The organism is Mammaliicoccus sp. F-M27 (assembly GCF_022387115.1).
Lineage (GTDB): Bacteria > Bacillota > Bacilli > Staphylococcales > Staphylococcaceae > Mammaliicoccus > Mammaliicoccus vitulinus.
The window spans coordinates 314,416-337,478 of sequence record NZ_JAJNIE010000002.1; the positions used below are offsets into that span (position 1 = coordinate 314,416).

At 32.1% G+C, this 23,063-nt stretch carries 31 protein-coding genes, 1 tRNA gene and 2 pseudogenes; 5 read left to right on the top strand and 29 right to left on the bottom strand.

Annotated elements, in window-relative coordinates; all coding sequences use genetic code 11:
• Positions 1-42: 42 nt before the first annotated feature.
• Positions 43-1,035, bottom strand: coding sequence for a YdcF family protein (locus LQ598_RS03980; protein ID WP_239745260.1), 993 nt, complete (start codon positions 1,033-1,035; stop codon positions 43-45).
• A gap of 166 nt (positions 1,036-1,201) precedes the next feature.
• On the opposite strand from LQ598_RS03980, the gene LQ598_RS03985 reads away from it, so the two are divergent.
• The gene (locus LQ598_RS03985; RefSeq protein ID WP_239745261.1) at positions 1,202-2,284 is read left to right on the top strand and encodes a branched-chain amino acid aminotransferase; all 1,083 of its coding nucleotides are present in this window, start codon (positions 1,202-1,204) and stop codon (positions 2,282-2,284) included.
• 52 nt (positions 2,285-2,336) lie between these two features.
• On the opposite strand, the gene LQ598_RS03990 is transcribed toward LQ598_RS03985, so the two are convergent.
• Complete coding sequence (locus tag LQ598_RS03990) at positions 2,337-2,573, bottom strand: hypothetical protein (protein ID WP_239745262.1); 237 nt, start codon at positions 2,571-2,573, stop codon at positions 2,337-2,339.
• 522 nt (positions 2,574-3,095) lie between these two features.
• Here LQ598_RS03990 and LQ598_RS03995 point away from each other — a divergent pair.
• Positions 3,096-3,380 (top strand): YrhK family protein, encoded by a 285-nt coding sequence (locus LQ598_RS03995; RefSeq protein ID WP_239745263.1) that lies wholly within the window; start codon positions 3,096-3,098, stop codon positions 3,378-3,380.
• Between the two features lie 428 nt (positions 3,381-3,808).
• Here the strand turns inward: LQ598_RS03995 and LQ598_RS13930 are convergent.
• The 4 genes and pseudogenes from LQ598_RS13930 to LQ598_RS04015 form a co-directional block, all read right to left on the bottom strand.
• Positions 3,809-4,282 (bottom strand): annotated as a pseudogene (locus LQ598_RS13930) (DUF4355 domain-containing protein).
• A gap of 144 nt (positions 4,283-4,426) precedes the next feature.
• Positions 4,427-4,621, bottom strand: a complete 195-nt coding sequence (locus LQ598_RS04005) for an LSm family protein (protein ID WP_016911404.1) — start codon at positions 4,619-4,621, stop codon at positions 4,427-4,429.
• 158 nt (positions 4,622-4,779) lie between these two features.
• Complete coding sequence (locus tag LQ598_RS04010) at positions 4,780-5,151, bottom strand: hemolysin XhlA family protein (protein WP_226908846.1); 372 nt, start codon at positions 5,149-5,151, stop codon at positions 4,780-4,782.
• Positions 5,132-5,557, bottom strand: a complete 426-nt coding sequence (locus LQ598_RS04015; protein WP_107537414.1) for a DUF6941 family protein — start codon at positions 5,555-5,557, stop codon at positions 5,132-5,134. The genes LQ598_RS04010 and LQ598_RS04015 overlap by 20 nt, the downstream gene beginning before the upstream one ends.
• A 247-nt stretch (positions 5,558-5,804) precedes the next feature.
• On the opposite strand from LQ598_RS04015, the pseudogene LQ598_RS13935 reads away from it, so the two are divergent.
• Positions 5,805-5,909: pseudogene (locus LQ598_RS13935) on the top strand (site-specific integrase); the annotation flags it as partial.
• 256 nt (positions 5,910-6,165) lie between these two features.
• Here LQ598_RS13935 and LQ598_RS04020 read toward each other — a convergent pair.
• The 17 genes from LQ598_RS04020 to LQ598_RS04100 all read right to left on the bottom strand — a co-directional run bounded on the left by LQ598_RS04020 (position 6,166) and on the right by LQ598_RS04100 (position 17,867).
• Positions 6,166-6,462 (bottom strand): hypothetical protein, encoded by a 297-nt coding sequence (locus LQ598_RS04020; protein WP_016911409.1) that lies wholly within the window; start codon positions 6,460-6,462, stop codon positions 6,166-6,168.
• Between the two features lie 707 nt (positions 6,463-7,169).
• On the bottom strand, positions 7,170-7,484 hold the full coding sequence (locus tag LQ598_RS04025) for a phage head closure protein (RefSeq protein ID WP_016911411.1): 315 nt from the start codon (positions 7,482-7,484) through the stop codon (positions 7,170-7,172).
• A 144-nt stretch (positions 7,485-7,628) separates the two neighbouring features.
• The gene (locus LQ598_RS04030) at positions 7,629-9,239 is read right to left on the bottom strand and encodes a terminase large subunit (RefSeq protein ID WP_275590095.1); all 1,611 of its coding nucleotides are present in this window, start codon (positions 9,237-9,239) and stop codon (positions 7,629-7,631) included.
• Positions 9,240-9,264: 25 nt separating this feature from the next.
• Positions 9,265-9,597: a hypothetical protein gene (locus LQ598_RS04035; protein ID WP_239745265.1), complete on the bottom strand. Its 333-nt coding sequence runs from the start codon at positions 9,595-9,597 to the stop codon at positions 9,265-9,267.
• A 161-nt stretch (positions 9,598-9,758) separates the two neighbouring features.
• Positions 9,759-10,049: an HNH endonuclease gene (locus tag LQ598_RS04040; protein WP_239745266.1), complete on the bottom strand. Its 291-nt coding sequence runs from the start codon at positions 10,047-10,049 to the stop codon at positions 9,759-9,761.
• Positions 10,042-10,320 carry a head-tail connector protein gene (locus LQ598_RS04045; RefSeq protein ID WP_239745268.1) on the bottom strand — a complete coding sequence of 93 codons (279 nt, stop codon included), beginning with the start codon at positions 10,318-10,320 and terminating at the stop codon, positions 10,042-10,044. The genes LQ598_RS04040 and LQ598_RS04045 overlap by 8 nt, the downstream gene beginning before the upstream one ends.
• A 66-nt stretch (positions 10,321-10,386) precedes the next feature.
• Positions 10,387-11,625 carry a phage major capsid protein gene (locus LQ598_RS04050; protein ID WP_239745269.1) on the bottom strand — a complete coding sequence of 413 codons (1,239 nt, stop codon included), beginning with the start codon at positions 11,623-11,625 and terminating at the stop codon, positions 10,387-10,389.
• A gap of 1 nt (position 11,626) precedes the next feature.
• Positions 11,627-12,193 carry an HK97 family phage prohead protease gene (locus LQ598_RS04055; RefSeq protein ID WP_239745271.1) on the bottom strand — a complete coding sequence of 189 codons (567 nt, stop codon included), beginning with the start codon at positions 12,191-12,193 and terminating at the stop codon, positions 11,627-11,629.
• Positions 12,180-13,385 (bottom strand): phage portal protein, encoded by a 1,206-nt coding sequence (locus LQ598_RS04060; RefSeq protein WP_239745272.1) that lies wholly within the window; start codon positions 13,383-13,385, stop codon positions 12,180-12,182. The genes LQ598_RS04055 and LQ598_RS04060 overlap by 14 nt, the downstream gene beginning before the upstream one ends.
• Positions 13,386-13,510: 125 nt before the next feature.
• Entirely contained in the window at positions 13,511-13,888 is a 378-nt protein-coding gene (locus LQ598_RS04065) for a hypothetical protein (RefSeq protein WP_239745273.1), read from the bottom strand.
• 264 nt (positions 13,889-14,152) lie between these two features.
• Positions 14,153-15,619 (bottom strand): virulence-associated E family protein, encoded by a 1,467-nt coding sequence (locus tag LQ598_RS04070; RefSeq protein WP_239745274.1) that lies wholly within the window; start codon positions 15,617-15,619, stop codon positions 14,153-14,155.
• Positions 15,620-16,474, bottom strand: coding sequence for a primase alpha helix C-terminal domain-containing protein (locus LQ598_RS04075; protein ID WP_239745275.1), 855 nt, complete (start codon positions 16,472-16,474; stop codon positions 15,620-15,622).
• A gap of 70 nt (positions 16,475-16,544) precedes the next feature.
• A complete protein-coding gene (locus LQ598_RS04080) occupies positions 16,545-16,721 on the bottom strand; it encodes a hypothetical protein (protein ID WP_239745276.1) in 177 nt (58 codons plus the stop codon).
• Complete coding sequence (locus tag LQ598_RS04085; RefSeq protein WP_239745277.1) at positions 16,722-17,069, bottom strand: hypothetical protein; 348 nt, start codon at positions 17,067-17,069, stop codon at positions 16,722-16,724. It abuts the gene before it with no gap.
• A gap of 1 nt (position 17,070) precedes the next feature.
• Positions 17,071-17,316, bottom strand: a complete 246-nt coding sequence (locus tag LQ598_RS04090) for a hypothetical protein (RefSeq protein ID WP_239745278.1) — start codon at positions 17,314-17,316, stop codon at positions 17,071-17,073.
• Between the two features lie 11 nt (positions 17,317-17,327).
• Positions 17,328-17,642, bottom strand: coding sequence for a DUF771 domain-containing protein (locus LQ598_RS04095; RefSeq protein WP_239745279.1), 315 nt, complete (start codon positions 17,640-17,642; stop codon positions 17,328-17,330).
• Positions 17,643-17,645: 3 nt separating this feature from the next.
• Positions 17,646-17,867, bottom strand: coding sequence for a helix-turn-helix domain-containing protein (locus tag LQ598_RS04100; RefSeq protein WP_239745280.1), 222 nt, complete (start codon positions 17,865-17,867; stop codon positions 17,646-17,648).
• A gap of 164 nt (positions 17,868-18,031) precedes the next feature.
• On the opposite strand from LQ598_RS04100, the gene LQ598_RS04105 reads away from it, so the two are divergent.
• Together LQ598_RS04105 and LQ598_RS04110 are read left to right on the top strand one after the other, a co-directional pair.
• The gene (locus tag LQ598_RS04105; protein ID WP_239745281.1) at positions 18,032-18,760 is read left to right on the top strand and encodes a helix-turn-helix domain-containing protein; all 729 of its coding nucleotides are present in this window, start codon (positions 18,032-18,034) and stop codon (positions 18,758-18,760) included.
• Positions 18,761-18,770: 10 nt separating this feature from the next.
• Complete coding sequence (locus LQ598_RS04110; protein ID WP_239745282.1) at positions 18,771-19,817, top strand: site-specific integrase; 1,047 nt, start codon at positions 18,771-18,773, stop codon at positions 19,815-19,817.
• A 160-nt stretch (positions 19,818-19,977) separates the two neighbouring features.
• On the opposite strand, the gene LQ598_RS04115 is transcribed toward LQ598_RS04110, so the two are convergent.
• The 6 genes from LQ598_RS04115 to LQ598_RS04140 form a co-directional block, all read right to left on the bottom strand.
• Positions 19,978-20,051: transfer RNA gene (locus LQ598_RS04115), tRNA-Arg, on the bottom strand.
• Positions 20,052-20,173: 122 nt separating this feature from the next.
• Positions 20,174-20,389 carry a hypothetical protein gene (locus LQ598_RS04120; RefSeq protein WP_107537256.1) on the bottom strand — a complete coding sequence of 72 codons (216 nt, stop codon included), beginning with the start codon at positions 20,387-20,389 and terminating at the stop codon, positions 20,174-20,176.
• Between the two features lie 277 nt (positions 20,390-20,666).
• Positions 20,667-21,173, bottom strand: coding sequence for a YfcE family phosphodiesterase (locus LQ598_RS04125; RefSeq protein WP_107537257.1), 507 nt, complete (start codon positions 21,171-21,173; stop codon positions 20,667-20,669).
• Positions 21,170-21,754, bottom strand: coding sequence for an XTP/dITP diphosphatase (locus tag LQ598_RS04130; RefSeq protein WP_107556853.1), 585 nt, complete (start codon positions 21,752-21,754; stop codon positions 21,170-21,172). Before LQ598_RS04130 ends, LQ598_RS04125 begins: the two co-directional genes overlap by 4 nt.
• Positions 21,755-21,766: 12 nt before the next feature.
• Positions 21,767-22,564, bottom strand: coding sequence for a glutamate racemase (racE, locus tag LQ598_RS04135; protein WP_016911433.1), 798 nt, complete (start codon positions 22,562-22,564; stop codon positions 21,767-21,769).
• The gene (locus LQ598_RS04140; RefSeq protein ID WP_016911434.1) at positions 22,561-22,995 is read right to left on the bottom strand and encodes a MarR family winged helix-turn-helix transcriptional regulator; all 435 of its coding nucleotides are present in this window, start codon (positions 22,993-22,995) and stop codon (positions 22,561-22,563) included. The genes racE and LQ598_RS04140 overlap by 4 nt, the downstream gene beginning before the upstream one ends.
• Positions 22,996-23,063: the final 68 nt, after the last annotated feature.

The following is a 23,063-nucleotide window of genomic DNA, read 5'->3' on the forward strand; positions in this document are numbered from 1 at the left end:
AAAGTGTCTTCTCTGCTTTTTTGATAAACAATGCATCTTTAATTAAGATCGCAGCAAAGTATATGCAATTACGAAAACTAACATCATAATGATTGCTATTGCATGTGTCTTCTTGAACATGTACATAATTGCTAAATATTCTCTAATATATGCATTAGGATAGAAATAAGACTTTGAAGATCCACCTGTTACAGTCGCATTGATATTTAGTTTCTTAGATAAAAACGCCGCTCTCAATATATGAAAATGATTCGACACAATTGTAGCAATTGCTCCTTTTTTATACTCGTCCATTACCTTCATTGAAAAAACTAAATTTTCTTCGGTATTTGTAGACGCATCTTCCATTATAATCTCTTCATTTCGAATACCTTGATCGACTAAGTATCTTCTCATTGCTTCCGCTTCACTAATTATTTCATCGGGTCCTTGCCCACCACTTACGATAATCATTGTATCTAAACTTTTCTTTTTCAATTTAATAGCTTTGTCTAGTCTCGCTTGTAATAACGGTGTCACTTTTTCACCAATGATACCTGCACCTAGAACTATGATAAAGTCACCCTTTTTTCTTTTAGCTACACCGCTTAATATCCAAGAGTATAAGTTATGAAGGATGAAGAATAAATTTAAATAATAAAACAAACATGAAATGACAATAACGATAAGCCCATTTAAATCGTCAACTAAGAAATGTGGTTTAAAGATAATAATTAAAAAGTTAATAAGAATAAATGTGCCATAACCTAAGACAATCATGTTCGTGACGAATCTGCCTTCGTTTGCAATCTTCTTCTTTATATTCAAAAGTGACAAGAGCATGACGACAATGACAATTAAAGCATAAATGATATTTGACATTAAAAGATAAATAATATTCATATGCAAATTTAAAAATGGAATTAAAACTTCTACAACAATGCTGGTAAATAAACTTACAAGAAAAATCCCAAGCAAAAAAACGTTCTTATATTGCCTAAAGTCTACAATATAACTAATGATGAGCAACATTAAAAAGAATAATGTAATGAACATGATTGTCACCTCCTAATATATTATTTCAACAATAAAAGTATATCATCATCGTGAATATTATACATATTTAATTATTTTCAGAATTTTCAAAATAAATATTGAATTAGGTCAACACAGCTGATATAATATTTCACATTACCAATATACATACAGGAGGCAATTTATCATGGAAAACAAAAGTTCAAGAAAATCAGCAGCGGTTGAGACATTAGATGAAGGTGAATCCCCATTTGGTCATCAGTTTGGCAATAAAATGTTAATCATGTCATATGATTCATCCAAAGGTTGGTCTTCTCCACATATTAAACCTTATGCGCCCATTACAATTTCTCCAAGTGCACAATGCCTTCATTATGGACAAACAGTATTCGAAGATATGAAAGCATATATTATTAAACATTCAATACATATATTTAAGCCTCAAGAACATTTAGAAAAATTCAACCTTTCTTTAAAAAGAATAGAAATGCCAGAAGTAGAAGTAGAAAGTGTATTATTAGGGTTAAATCAATTACTCAATCAAGAACAACAACTATTTGAAGAAAATCATAATCATTCAATTTACATTAGGACATTTATGTATGCATCCGAAAGTAAGCTAGGCGTTAGCAAATCTGAAACTTACGAGTTTATAGCATTCTTATCACCATTAACTTCAAGTACAAAATGCCATATCCCAGAGCCTATTAAAGTTTATGTTGAAGATAACTATGTTAAATCCGTTCCTGGAGGCGCGGGATACACTCAGTATGGAGGCAATTACGCCTCAACATATGCAGCTACGTCAATGGCGACACAGCTAGGATATGATCAAGTATTGTGGTTAGATGGAATCAATAGAAGCTATATAGAAGATATAGGTAATATGAATGTATTTTTCGTCATCAATCAGCAAATCATAACACCTGAATTAAATGGTAGTATCGTTCCAGGAGTTACACGCCAGTCAATAATAGAACTCGCAAGAGAACTCGGATATCAAATAGAAGAACGTAAAATAGGCATTGAAGAAATAAGTGAGCGCTACAAAGAAGGATCATTAACAGAAATATTTTGTACAGATACTTTACATTCACTAACACCAGTAAGTGAAGTTAAATATAAAAGTGATACATTAATTATAAATAATCATAAGACCGGACCGATCACACAACATTTATTTAAAACTTATAGCTTCATACAAAATAAAACACTGCCTGACATACGTAACTGGAATTATTCAATACAACGAGAACCTACAACAATATAAAAACAAAACACTCTATCCGAAATTTCAAATTTCGGATAGAGTGTTTTGTATATTATTTATAGTTTTTTATAACTCTAACGATTATAGCTACCGTTGGAAATAGCATTAACACTAAAACGATATAATAAATATTAACAACAGCATTCTCCCATGACATTGAAACAATAAATCCAAGTGCCATTAATAAAATTAAAATTACAATATTCATAACCATGCTTATGATAAGTTCTTTAAAACTAGATTTGCTTTTATAATCGAATATTTGCTTCCAAAAATTTATATATGTCATCAGTAATCCTCCATTTTTTCAAAGAATATAATCATTTAGATTTATTAAAAATCCGTCATAATAAAATTAAAAATATCCAAAACTGTATTACTAAAAATCCTGTCATTAATATTAATTAATATACTAATGCGCAAGTGCAATAACTTAGATTGACTTTTTTAGTCGAACGTTCATTTTCAATACGCTATAGACATTTTCACCTCTTTATTTTATTGTATTTTAACTCTAAAGTAGCACTTGAAAATACATTTTATTACATTTATTCATTTATATCAATAGTATTTATTAAAAATCTTAAAAATACTAAATTATATAAAGTTTTTATATACAATTGTATTTATTGGTATTTATGTAAAGGTTCAAAATAGCTTATTAACTTTAAAGTTCTTAACTGATCACTCAACCCTGCTCCACCCTCGTTCATATTTCCCTTTAACTGTTTTAGACTAAATCATTTATTTCATATTGTGTTTGCTTTGAATTTAATAGACATATTGTTATCATGAGCTTGAGGTGAGACAAATGCATACAGATAACAAAAAAGAACTTGAATTCAACATTTTCAATATTGATATAAAAGTTGTTACATTTTATAAGTTCCTATATCAAGTTAACGATATAATCCTTGCAATGTTCTTTATAGTGGGTAGTTTCCTATTCTTTAATGAATCTACTACTTTTGCTGGCACTGTTTTATTTGTTATTGGTAGTTTTCAAATGCTAATTCGTCCTTTAATTGCGATATCAAGAGATATTCATATTAGTAAAATCAAAAAAATAAATAAATTAATATGCAACTATACTTAACTACTCATCATAAATCGGACTATTTTGACACGCATTAGACACTTTATAAGGCTTTGAATTCGGATTGGATTGTGGGGATAAAATAAAAAAATACCACCCATTGATATGAGTGGTTAACATTACTAATAATGCATATATAATCATTATTTTTTAGTCTAATTAGAATCAAATGCCCATTCAAAAAAAGATAAGCAAGATAACTAAAAACAGAAATGATTATGTTCTTAGACCAATCTATTTCATCACCAACGATTATATTTAGTAATGTTAATAATAAAAACATGAGCGCTGCGTAAGCAATACCTTTTAATATATTCTTCATTTTTAAAACCTACTTTTCAAACTTTTTATCTACACTTAATGAACAAGATACTTCTATATAACCTATATTAGTTAATAGACCAGGTACACTTCCTTTAATACCTAATTTAGTTAATTTTATCCTTAATTCTGTATATTGCTTTTGTCGTTTCTGCCTCTGCAGTTACCACCAAATCTAGCAACTCGTCAGTTGCTACTATTCCAGAATCATTAAATGCAACTCTTTCAGTATTTTTCATTTCGTTTAATGCTTTTTCTTTTCTTAGCTCTGCTAATTCTTGCTACAACTTTTCATTCTCACATTCTGTTTTTTGGTCTTTATTCATTTTTGCTAACTTTTTGGCTTCTTCAACCGCATCTTGGACTTTTTTGTCTGTATTTTTCTTTTCTTTTGCTAGTCGACGTTCGATAATTTCATCAACTTTTTTCTGTTGTTCTGGTGTAAAAGTTACTTCTTCTTGCTTGTCTTGTTCATCTTTAGAATCATTATTATCATTGGTATTTTCGTTTGTTCCTTCTTGATTGGAAAAGAATTGTAAATTAAGCTTAAGTTTATTTTTTTCCATAAAATATACCTCCATTTATAGTCCGTCGACTCTATATTCCATACAAGCTTTTAAAGTCATCAGCACGTTTTGGACATAAAAAATAGCCATTACATTGTTGTAATAGCTTAAAAAAGTGTATAAAAATAGCGCCATAACCATTAATTTTCGGTTAGGTGCTTAATCTAAAGTTTCAATCGACTTTATTTTGCTTTCATCGAAGTCATATAATTGAAATCCAGTAGCCAAATGTATAGAAGGTTCCCCACTGTTATTAACTATTTCATCATCGTAATCTGTAACTTCACCAATAAATTGTTTTCCATTCGTCAATTCTATTCGTACCTTTTTTCCCACATAAGTCCATAGTTTCATAACTTATCCTCCTTTTCGTACGGTACAATATGAGTTCCAGTTTTTGAGTAGTGCACCTTTTAACGCCGTAAGTACGTTTTGGACATAAAAACACCCCGAATGTTAGGTTTTTACTCTAACTTTCGGGGTGCAGTACACAATTAAGGTGGGTTTTGTTATTAATAAAAACCAAAAACTTTCCCTGCTACCCCCAAAATAGCGATAAGTGTTCCAATAAACCATTTCATTTGTGTGTTCTTCATTTCAGAAATTTGAAGTTTTATTTTATCTTCTATTTTCATAGGTAGGTCATCTATTTTATGGTTTAGATTATCGAATTTATCGTCGATTCTTTTCTCGAACTGTTCAAATTCTTTTCTACTTATATATTCATTCATATTTAACACCTCATTTGAACTTATACTACCTGCACTATATTGATGAAAATCTAATCCACTAGCCTTTGATAATTCTTTTAAATCTTTTGTTATTCTTTCGTCCCTATTTTCTAATTTAAATTTATCAAGTCTACTAATTTTTTCGTTCGCCATTTTCTAGATTACCTTTCATAACATTAAAGTATGCATTAGATGTATTATCTTCAATAGTTAACTTAATAGAATGAATACCCTCTTTTTCGAATCTCAAATTATTAAAGCGAGCATTAGTTTCAAAGACATTTAAGTGTTTTTTATCTCCATTCTCTTCATCCATCTTTTTCTTATCAATTTTTACAGTAGTATTAAAAATAATTTTATCATCAGGATCTATTAACTCAAATTGTAAAGTATAAGTTTTTATTTCATCTATACCTATTATCCCAAATGATACATCAAAAGAATAGTTATTAGGTAATACTTCTAAATTCAAATATGACATAGGGCTATCTATAACCAAATTACCACTTGGATTATTAAAAACTTCTACTGATGGAACTACCCATGCTACTTTTGCCATGATTTTACACCCCTTTTCAGTATAATTAAATATATATTACTATAAAATTTAATTGTGCAAAATATAGAACGTGAATCGAACAACCATCTATTCATTTAGGTGGGGTAAATTAAAAACTTTTACCTTCACGATAATAATCTAAATCCGTCAAATAAATCCGTTTTAATATTTCATCTTCATATGAAATTTAAGGGTATTCTTTTTCAGTTTGAATAACTAATTGCATAAATTCATGTTCAGTAGAAAAATTGGCTTTGAAGATAATTCTATTGCACCATATGCATTAAGACATACACATACATGTTACTTATTAAGTAAGTACATTCCAATCGAATACATTAGTAATAGTATCTACTTCACTTTTATTTTTTACACCAAAAGCTAAATGATTCAATCCAATCCTTTTTCTGTGATAACCGTATTCTTTATATTCTTCTTCTACTTTAACGAATACTATATAAACATCATTTAGTTTTAAACTAAATCCATTTTCCCATTCTTAATATAATTGGTATCCTAATATTTTTAATAACTCTTCATATTAATTAGTTTATATATAAAACCCCATCACTCAAAGTGACAGGGCAAATTATGAAGTTCTAAATAAATCATTTATTCAATTTTAAGAAAATGATGTAAAATAAAACTAATATTGCAAAACCAACCACAAAAAGAAAAATCGATAAATAAAAATTATAGTCGTGTAATAAACCACTTGAAATAATAAAAATAGTTCCTAATACTAAACAAATTGAAAATATATATGCTATTTTATTTTTATTTTCTGGTCGCACCTTTTCATGATCGATTGATGCAATAATTTTTAAGTTTTTAGAGTATGCGACATATATTGCCATTAAAATAGATACTAAAAAGCAACTAATAGAGATTACTATATCAAACATAATCAGTTAATCCTCCTTTTTACTGAATATACGTAGTTTTGCTTTATTCCTATATTATATACAATAGACATAAAAATAACCCTACCTAGTTTCTACTAAGTAGAGTTTAATAATAGAACTATTTATTTTAGTTATATGATATATCCTTTAATATAATACCCACATGTTCATCAATATAATTAGTCTTTTGTTGCAACTTATAAATTTCGATTTCTTTATCTTTATTTAACATATTAAAAATAAAGCACCCACAACTTAATGTAGGTGCTTTAAACAGGTTTAAGGATAGTTTGGTCCAGTTACCAAATATAACAAGCTATATCTATATATAAAGAAATCCCGTTGCACCATCGTTACGAATAACGAGATACAACGGGATATTGGTAATTTACGTCCTGGGAGGGAGTTTAATACTCTTTATAACCATTGAAATGACAACGTTCGTTAAATTATTGGGGACTATATGGGGATTAAAAGTATTTTACATAACTCGAAAATATGTTATAATATACTTGTAGGAATATCCTACACAATAGTTTTAGGGATAAGCAGCCGTTAGAATCTATGATAATTGAATTGCTATAGACCGTTGGGTACACGGTAAAATTTACCCAAATAACCTATAAATACCTAATTTGTTTAGGTGTTTCGTTTTTAGTTTGCTTTAATAAGAAAAGGGCGTCCCTTAATTGGGGCACCCTTTTTATTTATGTTATTTTAGTTGTAGCAAAAATAGTAAGTGTTTCATTCTTACCATTATCATTTGAAACTGATTTTATATCATATTTTTTATTCTTGTATTTAATAGTCATCATCGTATTTATACCTTCTCTATATCGTATGATAAAGCGTATAGGTTGTTCGTTAGCCGTCAATTGATACAGATCAAACTCTGTACCTTTCAAAGTCTTAATATCCGTCCACGGTTTCGCAATAACAACTTCTTCTGTGTCGCCTGCTTCTGGTCCTTCGCTTTCTCTTAATTCTGTAATTTCAATTCTATTATTAAAATGATATGCCATTATATCCCCTCTTTTCTGTGTTACTCAAAGCGATTTCTAGGCAAGTTAGCCTATAACTACCCACATAAAAGTATTTCGAGGCGTCAGAATCACAATGAGCAACGTGTATTTTTGACCTGCGTACCCAATATGACAACGCAGGCATTACATAGCCCTTAAAAACTGTTCGAAGTTATCAAACAATCCTACATAAGCATCTAATAATGAAGCTGTACCATCAATTCGACGTTTAGGAGATTGATTTTTAATCGGTACAATATTTCCATTTCTATCAGTTTCCACACCTGTGTTCGTTAAGCACCATTTCAGAATAGGGTGATTATTGTAATTAATTTTCTTCTTCTGCAAGTCTGCACCCATATTTTGCATTGGTAAACTTAACGTTCTAGCACCCTGTTGCGTTCTAATCATCTTAAAGCCGTACGCTTCCATTTCATCTACCCAATACCTAGCAGAATAATTATCGTAATATATCCACAGTGGCGTTATATCGTACTCGTTAAGCATTTCAAGAAACCAATCTGTAATGTCTGAATAATCTATCGTGTTACCACTACATAACCTTAAATAGCCTTGTTCGTGCCATTTATCGTATGGTATTTTATCTTCTTGAACACGCTTTTGCAGGTTATCATGTGGTAGCCAATACATCTGATGCACATACCTAATTTCAGTTTCTGGATCTACAAATAATAATGTGGCACAACTTAAATCCGTAGTTATGGATAAATCAGCACCACCAATGGCATAAGTGCCTGCGAAGTCTTTAATATCGAATGTATCTTCATTGTTAATATCTTCAAAAGTTAGCCATGCACTATTTGTTATTTCTCTTATATTGAAGTCCTTAGTCAAGATTCCCGTTAAATCACTTGGATTATTCTTAGCTCTAGCAACTTTACGCTCTAAATCTTCAACTCGCTTAGATATACCTAGTGCAGGGTTTGCCTTTTGCCATCTATCAGCCATTTTAAACTCTGCCTTATGGTCTAACTCATACATAATAGGTAAGAAGTTATCATCTTCAAAATTGCCATCTACCACGTTACAAGCATATTCATATAAGTCATCGAATATTGTACCTCTATGAGTACCAGCAGTAGTTATCATAATTAATAAAGGCTGTGTACGTGCAGACTGTGACTGTTTCATAACCTCGTATAAGTTACGATCTTGTATCGAGTGTAATTCATCTATAACCACAAGATGAGCGTTAAGCCCATCAAGTGAATTAGAGTTTTTACCTAGTGACATCATCTTACTGAAATTATGAGCGAAATATAAATCACTCTTACGCTTACGGATATTCTTGTTTAAATCTGGACTTTGCTTAATCATCTCATGAGCTTGGTCAAATAGTATGTTCGCTTGGTCACGCTTAGAAGCGACTGAATACACCTCTGCACCACTTTCACCGTCTGCCATAAGCATGTACAACGCAATCGCACCTAGCATTGTTGACTTACCGTTTTTACGTCCGACAAAGAAAAAGGACTCTGTATATCGACGATACCCTGTATCCTTGTCTATGAAGCCGAATAGAGCCGAAATGTAGGCTTTCTGGAATAACGCTAACTTTAAAGGCTTACCAGCTAACTCACCTTTCGAGTGCTTACAGAACGCTTCTATGAACTTGATAGGGCGATTTGCTTTATCTTCGTCAAATACATACTTGTCATGATGTTCTATATCTTGTACTAATTTCTGATATTGTTTGTAGATCCTTTTAGAAACAACAATATTCCCCTTCTCCATTTCTTGCCAATATGTCACAATGTGATTAGTCACTCGTTACAAACTCCATGAACGCATCTTTTTCATTAGTCGATACTGGCATTAAGGATAGGAGTTGTTTAATTGTTGCGTTGTACTTCGTCACTGTAGCGTTGTAGGACTTCATAGCTGGATTTTCTTTAAGATATTCCTGTTCCCCTTGCTTGAATATATATGTTGCACCATGAAACTGTACGGTAACTTTGAGTTCTTCCATCGTTTCTTTCATGAATACAAGTTCTTCCAGCAAATCATACGCTACTGGCTTATTCTGTACCTCTTGTTCGTCAATTATATTCTTAAGTTTTTCTAAATTAATAGAATTATATATATTTTTCATTTAATATTCTCCTTTATATAAGTTTAGGCTACCCTAAAAGATTCTAAATATCGTTTGGAGGATAAGTTAAGCCCATCATCGTTTCCGAACGATTATTTTTTTATTTTTTTAACTCGGGGGCATAAATTATTTTTTATTTTTTTATTTCTATAAATTTTAAATTATTTTATTATTAAATTTCCATTTTCATCAAATGATAATCCTTTTTCTGTTATGCTGCTTCCGAAATGTTCTTTGTTGTGACACTCAATACATAACGCTTCCAATTTATCCCAGTTATAAGTAATCATTGGATCACTCACATTTGATTGGTTTAACCAAACTTTATGATGACATATTGTTGCTAGTCCTCCACATCGCTCACATATATAGTGTTGAGAAGCCATGTAACCATTCCTACACTTAATCCATTTAGTTGTACGATAGAATGATTGTTCTACACTTCTAGCCATCGTATGAACGCCCTAACGCTGTTAATGATACAAGTAAGCCATCTATAGTACGCTTGAGCCTTTCGCTGTCTTGTGTGTGTGGATCAAACCATAACTGTAGTATGAACTTAGCTGTTGTTTGTGCTAATGGATTAGACTCATCTTCCCAATCTTTACCAGTTGTTAAGTATAAGTAATCTGGTATGGCTTCTATTAATGGTTTGATAATATCATCGTTATAATCTCCATCTACTCGTAATGCGTTGCGTCCTTCTTCAATAGTTATAATCATCTGTACACTTCCTTTTTATTATAAGAAAGGACACCAGCTACAACTGATGCCCTAACTGTTTATATTTTATGCACCTGTTGATGCTGATAGTTTAACGAATGCTTCATCTACTAACACACGAGTGTCTGCAATCGCCATTGCTCTATAATCAACTAATCCACTACGGAATGATGATTCTCTTGATTGTTCAAGCATTAAGCCTTCTGGTAAGTTATAGCCTAGATAATTGAAGTTACCTAGTAAGATAGTTCCATCTTCGATATTGTCATCGACTACAACCTCTTTACCTAGAATATGACCAATTGATTCATTCTGTGCATCTGCAATGAATAGTGGGCGTTTGTTAGCATCTACTAAACTATATACAGTGTTGTATAATGTTGCGTTACTCATAACGAATTTAGCACCTGCAGAATAACCACGCTTCAAGATTGCTAATGCTTTAGTGAAGTCTGTATATTCACCTGTTAAGTCAACACTGTTTGTAGTGTCCCATGTAACGCCAGTTAATACGCCTTCTCCTTGATTAACACCTGTACCATTGATTAAAGCATAGTCGATTGCTTCAACTACTGCACTTGTTAATTCTTCTACTAGATATGATTCAAATGCTGAAATTGACATCGTCTTAGCTTTCACACTGATTGAGAATACTTTAATGATTTCATTACCATCAAATTGTACTGATGCTGTAGTAGGATTGCCTGACTCTACTTTAGCACCTTCTGTATGCCATTCTGCTTTAGCTGACGGTGTACCGATTGGAATACTAATCTTAGTTGGAATGTTGAATGATCTAACATGACTAATTAATCCACCTTGTGTACGTGCCTTAGAAATCACTTCATTCAAAGTTTGTTCTGGTAACACTGCTGATGAGTTACTAGATGATGAGAAGCTATCTGCTCTATGTTCTGCATCTTGTTGTGCCATTGCAGTATTGAAAGCACGTGTTTCAACTTCTGATAAGTTTTGTCCTAACATTTGTTTAAAGAACGCTGAACGATATTCTTCTGACCCGAAAATGTTTTCTGGTGATACTTCATGTTGCCCTTTGATTTGTGTACCTGTAATTGGATTGTATGAGCGTTGCTCTTGGTTTTCTTTATTCATTGATTCATTCTCCTTGTCTTTTATGTTTTCTTTAGCTTGATTAAGTCCTTCGATTTCAATATTTAATTTAGTAATATCTGCTTCGGGATCGTTCTCGATTGTCCCTCTGATTTGTCCTGCTCTTGTTTCAATATCTTCTATACTTGAGTTACGGTAATAATTAAATGATTCTTCAACTGTATTAAAATTCATATTATTTAATCTCCTTTATTAATAGTTTATTTAGATTAATCTGTGCTTGTTTATATTGTTCATGTCTTAATTCTGCATCTTGAATTTGGTTTCTTGCTTCGACAGATGTCTCGGCGTATGCAGGATAATTCACGATTGAAAACTCAAGCACCTTATCAATCTTGTTAATCGTTCTTGTACGTGTATTCACATCGTATTGACTACCGTCACTTACTGTGAACCCAAATGAGACGCCACTCATATCGCCCCGTTTTACTGCCGTATAAACAGAGCGTGCTTCTTCGGTATCGGGTAAGGTTGCCCTAAAATGCATACCGACTTCATCATTCCAAATTTCCATCGTCTTAGGTGATTTTGCTAATGGTATACGATTCATATCATGTGACACTAATAACCGTGTATCATTGAGCTTTAAACCATCTAACGCATTACGTTTTATAATTTCAGTATAAGAGCCTGTAGGTGTATTGATATTAGTTGGTTTATTAAAAACAATTGCAGTACCCTCAAGTACCATTTCGGTACTTTGGTCATCTGTCTGAATTTCTGCTGATCTAATTTCCTTCATTGCTGACGTCCCCCTTATCTTGCATCTGATATTGATTGATGATGTCTTTATCGACATAGTTTAATGATTGAATACGTTTGTCCCCATCTTCCACATTAGGCAGGTTTAATAGGTCTAACGCTTGGTTTACGGTCAATACGCCTAGTGGTAACAATTCCTTGATTACATTCGTCTTAGACTTGTTAGAAGCATATTGTAATTTAGATGATTCAAAGACAATGCGATTATTAAACGCTTTTTCTCTTTCGCTGAATACTTTATCTGATAATTCCAACGCTAACTGTATTGAGAATGGCTCGATAATTGATTCAAAGAACGCTTGCCAACCATCTTCCGTATATGTGCCATTCACGATTGATTCATTAATACCGAGATAGTCATATATTTTCTGTTTAACCACTTCAATTTGAGATGTATCTATTTGAACATCTGATACATTTAACGGCTGATATTCCATTGATGTATCTACGGGAATTACGCCACCATTATTTGCCATTGTGAAATAGTTATTCATAAACTCGTCTTTTGCTTCTTTCAACTTGCTAGGGCTTAATGCTTGCGTATACTTCACTATGCCCCGTATTTGAGCCGAGTTCTTAATCGCTTCATTCATACCCTCATTTTGCGTTTGAGCTAACTGTAAAGCTCCCATGATAGCTGAATTGTCATCACCTAGTAATTCATTACTGTTAAAGTGACGGCGTAACACTGCTACCTCGTTCATATGCAAGATGACTTTATCCCCGTTACTGAATAAGAATTTCAGATATACCTCATTGTTAGCATCGACCACATACTCTACGTTGGTTGGTGATAATGGATATAGTCCCGATAAATTGCCCCTGCTGTCCTTTTGTACAAGTATGAAAGCATTGTTATACAAGAAGTATTGCGTTGCTACTTTATATAAAAAGTCATAACCACTCATGAATGGATTAGGTCTGTCCTGTAGTAAACGATTGATTTTAGAATTAGTATCTGGCTGCTTAGAATTATTGATGACATGCTTACCAGATAACTTCGCAATGTGACGTGCGATTGAATCTACGGCAGATCTATATATATCATTCTGGTATGCGTCCCCTGTAAATTGTGAGAATGATTTATAACCACCATTCAACATTTCAAAGTTCTTCATTTGTTGCTCTTGTACCTTTTCAATTCCTAATATTTTATCTATCCATTTAGGCATTTTCTCACCCTTTGTTTTTATTTAGAACATTTGTTCTATTATCCGTACACACGTTCGATTATAAGTTGCTTATATTATACCATAGTGGGGTATATAAAGCTAGTTTTGTCAATGGTTATAGCGATTTAAATCTTTCCACTTTTTATATCAAATCTAATATCTTCTAAAATTCTGTTGATACATTGTAATGCTTCAGGTATTCCCGAGACGTCTCTTTGATTTCGATCACTGCCACGATATTTATTCGCTAATATTTCTGATTTAAATTGATAACTCCAAATCATAATGTGAACAAATTCTCCATTCAATAAACGGTGAGGATATAGCTCTATTTCAGCAGTGCTATTAGGTGCAACATTTAACCACATCTCGTATTCGGTATCTATTTTTATTGATATTCCAGATTCTCTAATAATTTCCCTTAACTTATTCCATTTCTCATTAGCGATTTTCTTTTCAACTGTTCTTGCTTTATTTATATACTGTTTTCGAATTTTCTTCATTTTATTCTCTCCTTTTTTATCTGTCCCACTGTCCCAATGTTAGGCCACCATGTGGGACACCTTTGCCACTTACTCCCCCAACGGTTTGAGCTCGTCTGTCCCACTGTCCCGGTATTTTTCCCCAACACTTACAGAAATCATATACATACTTTTTTATACTTTTACCCTTATTTTTATGGGACAACAGGGACACCTACACCATAAAACCTACTCCCCCAACGGTTTGAGCCGTCCCATTGAGTGTCCCATTGCTGTCCCATTTAGTTATTTATGGGACACCTCATATAAATCTTGATAATATTCTTTCATATCTATTTCAAATCCATATTGACGGCCTATACTTTTTCCGAATCTCAACCGTTTTTTAGTATCATTACAATAAATAATTTTTCTTAAAGCATCGTCAATTTTTCTTAAGTTATGTGGCTGTGGCTGGTCATCTTTTTTCATCATGACTTTCCATATTTCCAAAGAACATACTTTATCACGCCACATACATGCACCTGGTTTATTTAATCCAACTTGTATAGTCGAACCACCTTCAAAAGTTTTGATGTCGTCCTCACTTATTGATCTTTCCATCATTGAACGCATATTATATATTGGTTCCTCCCAATAATTAGATGGTATAGGACGTTCAAGAAATGCTTCAATCTCACCCACTAGAGCATCTTTTTCAGAATGTTCTTCTTGCATTTTAATGGCCATTTCTGCAGCTTTTTCATCTAACAATAATGTTTTATCTATAGGGTTCTTATCAAAATAAACTTTGGCTTCTGCATACATTTGTTGAACAACTTCTTGTGTTAAATCATCAAATGGACTTTTAGTCGCTTTACGTTTGTCAGTGGTAACTGGCCAAAATCTTCTGTTGCCTGTCTTGTCCTTCAAAAATTCATAGTTATTAGTCGTTCCAATAAATACGCATTGTCTAAGGTGTCGCTCTACACGACGGCCATATGATGGACGATAAACGTCTGTTATTGCACTTATAAAACTCTTAATTTCTTCAATAGTAGATTTACCGAAAGCTGATAATTCTTCAATTTCACATATCCAAGATCCTTGTATTTTTTTTAGAGCTTCATCACCTGCAAATGATTTGATAGATTGGTTATACCAATTTCCACCCATTTTACTTGCTAAGGTTGATTTACCGTCACCTTGACCGCCATATAGTACAGTCATGCTGTCGAACTTAATACCAGGATTATATATTCTTGCCACTGCACCCATAACCCATTTCTTTGCAACTTGTCTATTGTAATGCGTATCAGATGCACCTAAATAATCAATAAATAACGTTTCAATTCTTTCTTTGCCGTCCCATTTTTTAGATTCAATCATTGATTGGATTGGGTGAACCTTGTTATCATAAGCACCTTTATCAATTACTTCATTTAAAATATCTGTACTAAACTGAATGTTATAGCGTTTATCAATATGAGATTTTATTTGTATGGTATCTAGGTCTGACCAATAATAATTTCTATCACCCTTTGACCTCCAATATGGCAAACGTCTTAATTTTGTTATTTTTTCAAAAGAATCATATTGCAACATATCTTTTAAATCTTCATCATTTTGTAGTATGAGTTCACCGTTAGTAGTTGTTTTCTTATAAGCACCTGTTTGTGGTGATTTCCTTAAATCATTTATCCAGCTTTCCTTTTGTTCTATTATTTCGTTTGTATCTTCGTATAATGCTGTGATTTCATCAGGTAACCCCATTTAATCCCTCCTCTGATCTATCTTGTAATGCTTTTTATATATAGATGTGTATGTTTTATTAATCTCTTTATCCTCTATTGGTGGATTACATTGTTTAGCCCAAGAATATGCTAATCCATATACAAGTTCTTTTGATAATCTTTTTCTGAATAGTAATCCAATAAGAGAAGCAAGCGAGCCATTACGCTCGCCTTTTTCTACACCCATTGCAATGTTCACCCAATGGTCTGTCGTCCTTTTAGCTTTCAATTCAATCACATTATTTTTATTCATCTGGTCATCAAGAATTTTTATCAGATTTTCCGACTTTAAAAAATGTGTATCTTGATAATCAAATATATATGGTGCTTCTTTATGCTTCTTAACACCTTTGGCTTGTGCCTGCGATATTGTATAGCTGAATGGATCGCACTTTATATTTAAAGACTTCTCAATAAGCTCTATTGCAGGCTTATAGTATTTAGGTTCTATAGGTTCATCTAAAGGAATGATGAGCCTTACACGTGGTAATTCTGGCGTATGGTTATAGCTTGTATGTGCTACATAACTAAATTTCAATACTTCTTTAAATTTGGCCATAATATCCATTTCTGCCGTTAAATCATCAAAATCAAGAACAAGAGCAGTCCTATTAATTACATTGTCATTTTTTCTATATGGTGCTTTCATTTCAGCAAAGAGGTATAGACCAGAATCATATTTATCTGAATCGCTTATGCTGAATACTGCAAGCCACCTACATAATTCTTGAAAATTCATTTTATTTTCTTTGATATGCGATTCTGAATTGAGTGTTTTGTAATGTTGTAGTATAATTAAGTTATCTGAATTGGACTTAATGTCTATAATTTTCATAGAGGTTTAATCACCTTTCTTGTTATGTTAAAATTTAAATAGAATGTTTAAAAAATTTACTTTCTCGCCTTTACTGATTGCCGTCAGTATCGGCGTTTTTTGCTACCTCGTATAAATTGTGGTAAGTGAACCCTAGCATTCCAGCGCTCAAAACTATCATGTAAATAGAACTTAACGGGTCTAGTCCTTTAGATACAAGCAACGCACCACCACAAGCCGTATAAATCGTTAGTATAAGTTCTTTCATCTATTTCACCTCTTTCAGCTTATTTGGGTCTAATCCGAACGCATAAGCTAATTTCGATATTGCCCACTCGAGAAGAAATTCTGTATCTTCTATCGTGTCTAGTTCTTCACCAGCTAACGATTCCAATACATAACTTACGTTGAACATTTCACTTGAAGTAAGTTGGTAGCGTTCTATTAATTGGTAACAATTTCCAATCATATAAGTTACTAGGTTATTCAAAAATGAATGTCTGCTTACTTTTTTACCTGTAACTTGAGTTGTGATACTTTCAATATCTTCAACTTTCAAAACTCTGTAAATATCAGTTAACTTCTCTTGAATTACTTCCTGTTTTGCGTTTAGCATTTTATTCAGCCTCCATTAGTTGTTTTTTATTTGTGCCTTCCCAAACTTCAATTTGAATCTTATCTGATAACGACGCCATAAAATCATTTAAAACAGTTTCAGCATTTACACCAGATTTAACTTCTTTTGTTATTTCTGAATATTTTGTATTGAGCCATTTCACGATTTCCACTTCATACTCTGAACGTCCATACAAGTAAGCTTGTTTCTCACGATCATTTAATTCATTAAAATAATTGTCTGCCATTCTGTTCCCTCCTATTTATTCTTTCTATTGAAAATACTGATACTGTGTTCATCAAAATACTTATATGCTTTATTCATATGCACTTTGTACTTGTTTCCAGACGCCACAGGGTAATGAATAAATTTCTCAAGATCCTTTTTATATCTCGGATTGAATAATATATTCTCTTTTAAAAATTGTGGGCTACAATCCAGATGTTCTGCTAACTCTTTCAGACTGATAAATTTACCTTCCGTATGATTGTTTAATAATTGTTCATACTCGATTTTAGTTATTAAAATAAAATCTGCTGGTATGTTAATTGTTGCGTTTAAAGTTTGCTGCACGGTCTATACCTCCTCTTTCACTTTGAAAGTGAACAAATCTTCAATATCAACATTTAAATGATCCGCTATTCTTTTAGCCATTTTCGGACTTGGCATTGCTTTCTCATTCATGATTAAACTCAAATAAGAAATTGAAATCTTACTTTCTTTTGAAAAACTTCTTAAACTATAACCATGCCTAGCCATGCAAACTCTTAATTCTGGGATATTAACTTCTACATTCATTTTTTTTGCCTCCTCTTGTAACCTTTTCAAGTAACATTTGCTGGGTACATTTATAATATATACTAATAATGATAACATTACAAGTTTTATTTTGAATTTGTTACTCAAATGCGTAACATTTACGTTCATTTTCTGCTAATATAGATATTAAGAGGTGATTTTAAATGAATTTTGATGGAACTTTAGGAAATAGAATAAAAGAAATTAGAAAAGAAAATGATATGACATTAAAAGAATTAGGCGAAAAAGTTGAAGTCACGCATGCTTTCTTATCAAGAATAGAAAACAACAAAGTTAAACCGAATGACGATTTGTTAATAAAGCTAGCAGAGGTACTTGATTATAATAATAGTCAAGATTATCTAAATGAATTTAGAGTTTTGAATGGTTTTTATAATCAAATTGATGAAACAAGCGATTTTTATAATGAATTAAAAGCAAGTGGTCGTTTGGAAGTTGAATTTTTTGACCCTGAAGATGTTGACGAAGATATAAAACAAATAAAAGGTATCGATAAATATCTTAAAAAGAGAAATCATAAAAGATTGGTCGAGCACCCCTATTATAAATTGAACTATTTATTAGATACTAAATACAAAGTTTTTTATGACTTGAAATTAAATGATTATGAAGGCAAAACAGTTACTATAGAATTACCAACAGATTTTAAAGATGAATTGTATAAGGCAATTAACACTAAAGTAATTGAATTAATAAAGAATTATCCAGAGTTATTATTAAGTGTTTTTGATGAAGAAGCTATGAAACAATATAATAAATCTAAAGAAGTAAAAGAAAATGAAGTACTACAAAATCTAATGAAAAATAATGTTGACCTCGAAAAAATTTCCGAATTTATGAGTAGTATCTTTAGCGAAGGAAAAATATATTAAAGGTGATTAAATGGCTAGTTATGAAAAACGTGGTAAGTCGTGGCGTTATGTATTTTATGCCACAATAGACGGCAATAAAGAGAAGATTCAAAAAGGTGGCTTTCGTACCAAACAAGAGGCACATGCTGAGGCTGTTGAATTAGAGTCCTATTACAGAAAAGGGATTGTATTAAATAATAAAATTGTATTTGCAGATTATTTCAAGTCCTGGTATGAAACAAATAAAAAGGATAAAGTGACTCAAAAAACATATGATCGTTATGTCATCGCACATAGGTACGTTGAACAACATTTCCACCATACACTATTAACTGAACTAAATAGAATGGATTATCAAAAGTTCATTAATGAGTATGCTGCCAACCATTCTAGTGATAGCACACGCAAGTTAAATAGTTATATACGCAATTGCTTAGATGATGCTATACATGATGGACTCATACACAAGAACGCTACATATAAAGCCAATACAAAAGGCTCTGTGGCATCTAAAGATGAAAAGGATAAATACATTAGTCATAGTGAGTTTAAACGTTTAAAAAGTTACCTAGAAACAAAAGAGAGTATGTCCTCAATTCTGTTGCTTGTGGCAATGGTAACTGGTGCTAGATTTTCAGAAATTCAACATATGAAACGTGATGACTTTAATTTACCAAATAATCAAGTTCATATTCCAGGGACTAAGACACAAACGTCTGACAGAATCATAAGTATGGATCTAAAAACTTTGAAACGTGTAAGAAACTTTATCAATAATCGCCCACAAGATATAAATGGATATGTATTTTCTGAACATGGCACACTGATAAGCAATAACGCAGTAAATAAAGCCCTTAAACGCTCGTGTAAGCATTTAGGTATCAAAGATATAACAATACACTCATTAAGGCATAGCTTATGCTCTGTGTTGCTACATGAAGGGTGTTCTATACATTATATTTCTAAACGTCTAGGACACAAGAATATTAATGTTACACTATCCATATATTCACACTTATTAGAAGAAACGTATCAACGTGATGATGAACAAGCCATAACATTTTTAAATAGCATATAAAAAAACACCCACAACTTAATGTAGGTGTTTTAATTTCGTTTGGGGATTATTTGGGGATTATAATTAAATATACTTTAATATTCTTTATATCCTCATTCCACCAAACCATTGGTATTAAGGGCTTTATGTATTTTAATAATACTCTTTAAACCCTACTTAGCGTCCTGGGAGGGATTCGAACCCCCGACCGACGGCTTAGAAGGCCGTTGCTCTATCCAACTGAGCTACCAGGACATCTTCAACACAAGAATAATTATATCTAATCGGCGCTGATTTATCAATACCTTTTAAAAAGAAAAAGGTTTATTAAATCGCTTTACAAGTATTATTACATGTTTGATATAAATGTTCTGCTTTTATTCCATGATTACGATGTCATTTACTTTAACTGCATTTGCTTTATCTGCTTTACATATCGATTGATCTTCAAATATTTCTAGTACACTAGCGTGAACAAGTCCTTGTGCAGTTAATACATATATATTTTCACTTTTATGCAAATCATTGTCTTCATTTTTATTAATACAAAATTTTTCTTGATTAATAACTGATGTTACATGTGTTCTATTCATTTTAACACCCTCCCGATAACATTACAGCTCCTACTTATTTACAATAAATTAACGACATTAATAATTATAAAACAATTTGACTTTAATTGAAAGTTATTCTAATTATTTATTAAAGAGGCTGGAACATTAACATCTGAGATACTGACACCTATGGGAATCGTATGCGAGAGAGACTACAGGCTCGAACCACACCCCTAGGCAAGCACGCACTTTCAAAATCGTGAGATTTTAATAAAAAAATATCTTCACTAGGCTATAACCTAATGAAGACACTTTTTTATAATGCTAAAATTTGTTTATCTATTTCTTCATGCTTTCTATTTAAAAATGTTAGACTAGCATTTTTAAGTTCACGATCAAATTCTATCATCGCATATGTTTCTTCCCATCGACCTCTCGTTTGAGAGATACTTCCTGGGTTTATGCAATACACGCCATCAATTAATTCACATAAAGCTACATGACTATGACCATAGAATGCGAATTTAGCACGTGCATTTTTAGCGTGCGCACTCAATACATTTCTAGAACCTTTAACTTCGTATCGATGTCCATGCGTAAAGAAGTATGGTACGTCTTGCATCTTACCTTGATCTTCTATTGGGAAACGTGGATCAAAATCACAATTTCCTTTTACTCTTTGATATAAGCTTAATTCAGTATCATCATAATCAAATTCTGAATCTCCTAGATGTAGAAATAAATCCGCTTCTCTATATTTATCATATATTTCATGTAGAACCCCTTGCTCTCCATGATTATCACTGACAACTATCCATTTCATTGGAATCTCTCCCCTATATCTTCGTTCATTAATTTAATAGCATTTCCTCGATGGCTAATTGCACTTTTTTCTGCCGCTGTTAATTCTGCCATCGTTCTATCTAATGATGGTACGAAGAAAATCGGATCATAACCAAATCCATTTTCACCTCGTTGTTCGTCTATTATTTCACCTTGTGCTTTACCGATATAAGCAAGCGTATCTTTACCTGGTTCACTAACAGCTATAGCACACACAAATTCTGCTGCTCTATCTTCTACACCTTTTAAATTATTTAATAATTTATTAATATTATCTTGATCATTTTTTTGTTCTCCAGCATATCGCGCTGAATATATGCCTGGTTCACCGTTTAAAGCTTTAACCGATAGTCCGCTATCATCTGCTATAACGATTTTATTAAGCTGTTTTGATGCTGATTCTGCTTTTAAAACAGCATTTTCTTCAAATGTTGTGCCCGTTTCATCTACATCAAAATCTGGATCAATTTCAGAAATACCTATAACATTCGCTTTAGGAAAAATTGCTTTAAAGTCATTTATTTTACCTTTGTTGTTTGATGCGACAATGATTTCATTCATGTTTATCTCTCCTTACAAAGTTATTCTTTCTACTTTAGCATCTTTTATATGTAACCATTCTTTAATTGTTCTCGTTATATGCTCTACATCACCATTTGCAAAAAATTTATGCTTAGGATTTGGCGTATAATAAGAATGCTCATTACTAAATGTTAATAAAGCACTGACCTCCCTAGCAGTCTCCAAACCTGAAGATATAATGGTCTTCCCATCATCAAAATATTGGTGGATCGCATCATATAATAATGGATAATGCGTGCAACCTAATATCACCGTATCTGAATCATCATAACGCCATTGTTTAAGTGTTTGATGTATAACAATACTTGTTATCGTTGGGTCTTTGTACCTCATTTGTTCTACTAATGGGACGAATCCTGGACATGCTATACCTTTAACTTCTACTTGTGGATTTATAGACTTTATACTTCTTCTATATGCTTCAGACTTGATTGTGCCTTCTGTTCCTAATACAAGCACACGATTATTATTCGTTGTCATAATGGCTGTTCTAGAACCTGGATCAATAACGCCTATAACAGGAATCGATAACATCTCCTGTAATGGCTTTAAAGCTACTGCAGTTGCAGTATTACAAGCAATTACAAGCATTTTAATTTCCTTTTCAACTAAAAATTCAGCTAACTGAATTGTAAATGCTTTTACTTCTTCTTTTGATCTTGGGCCATAAGGACATCTCCCTATATCACCTAAATAAAATATCGTTTCGTTAGGTAATTGTCGCATTATTTCTTTAGCTACAGTTAACCCACCGATACCTGAATCAATTACTCCTATTGGTTTATTCATTTATCTTCACTTCTCATTCTTTTTAACATAATCTCTAAAGCTTCATTAAATTTATTTTTATCTTCATCGTCCATCACCGATAAAAGTTCTTCAGTATATAATTGTCTTGCGTGAACGACTTCATCAATCAATGCTGTACCTTTTTCTAACAACTTAACATGGAATACTCTTTTATCTTCTTCAGATTGAATTCTTAAAACTAATTCTTTTTGTTCAAGTTTATCAATGATATCGGTTGTCGTCGAATATGCTAAAAATAATCTTTTTGATAATTCACCTATCGTTAATTGTTTATGTTCATTTAACCATTGTAATGCTATAAATTGTGGTGGTGAAATTTCATATACTTTTAACTGTCCTCTTGATCTTAATTTAGTTCTTTCTACAATATGTCGTAACGAATATTCAATCTGTTTAGTTATTTCTTCCATTGTTGTTTGTACCTCTTTTCACTTAAAACTTATATTCTTTATAATAACACATACATATATTTGCAGTT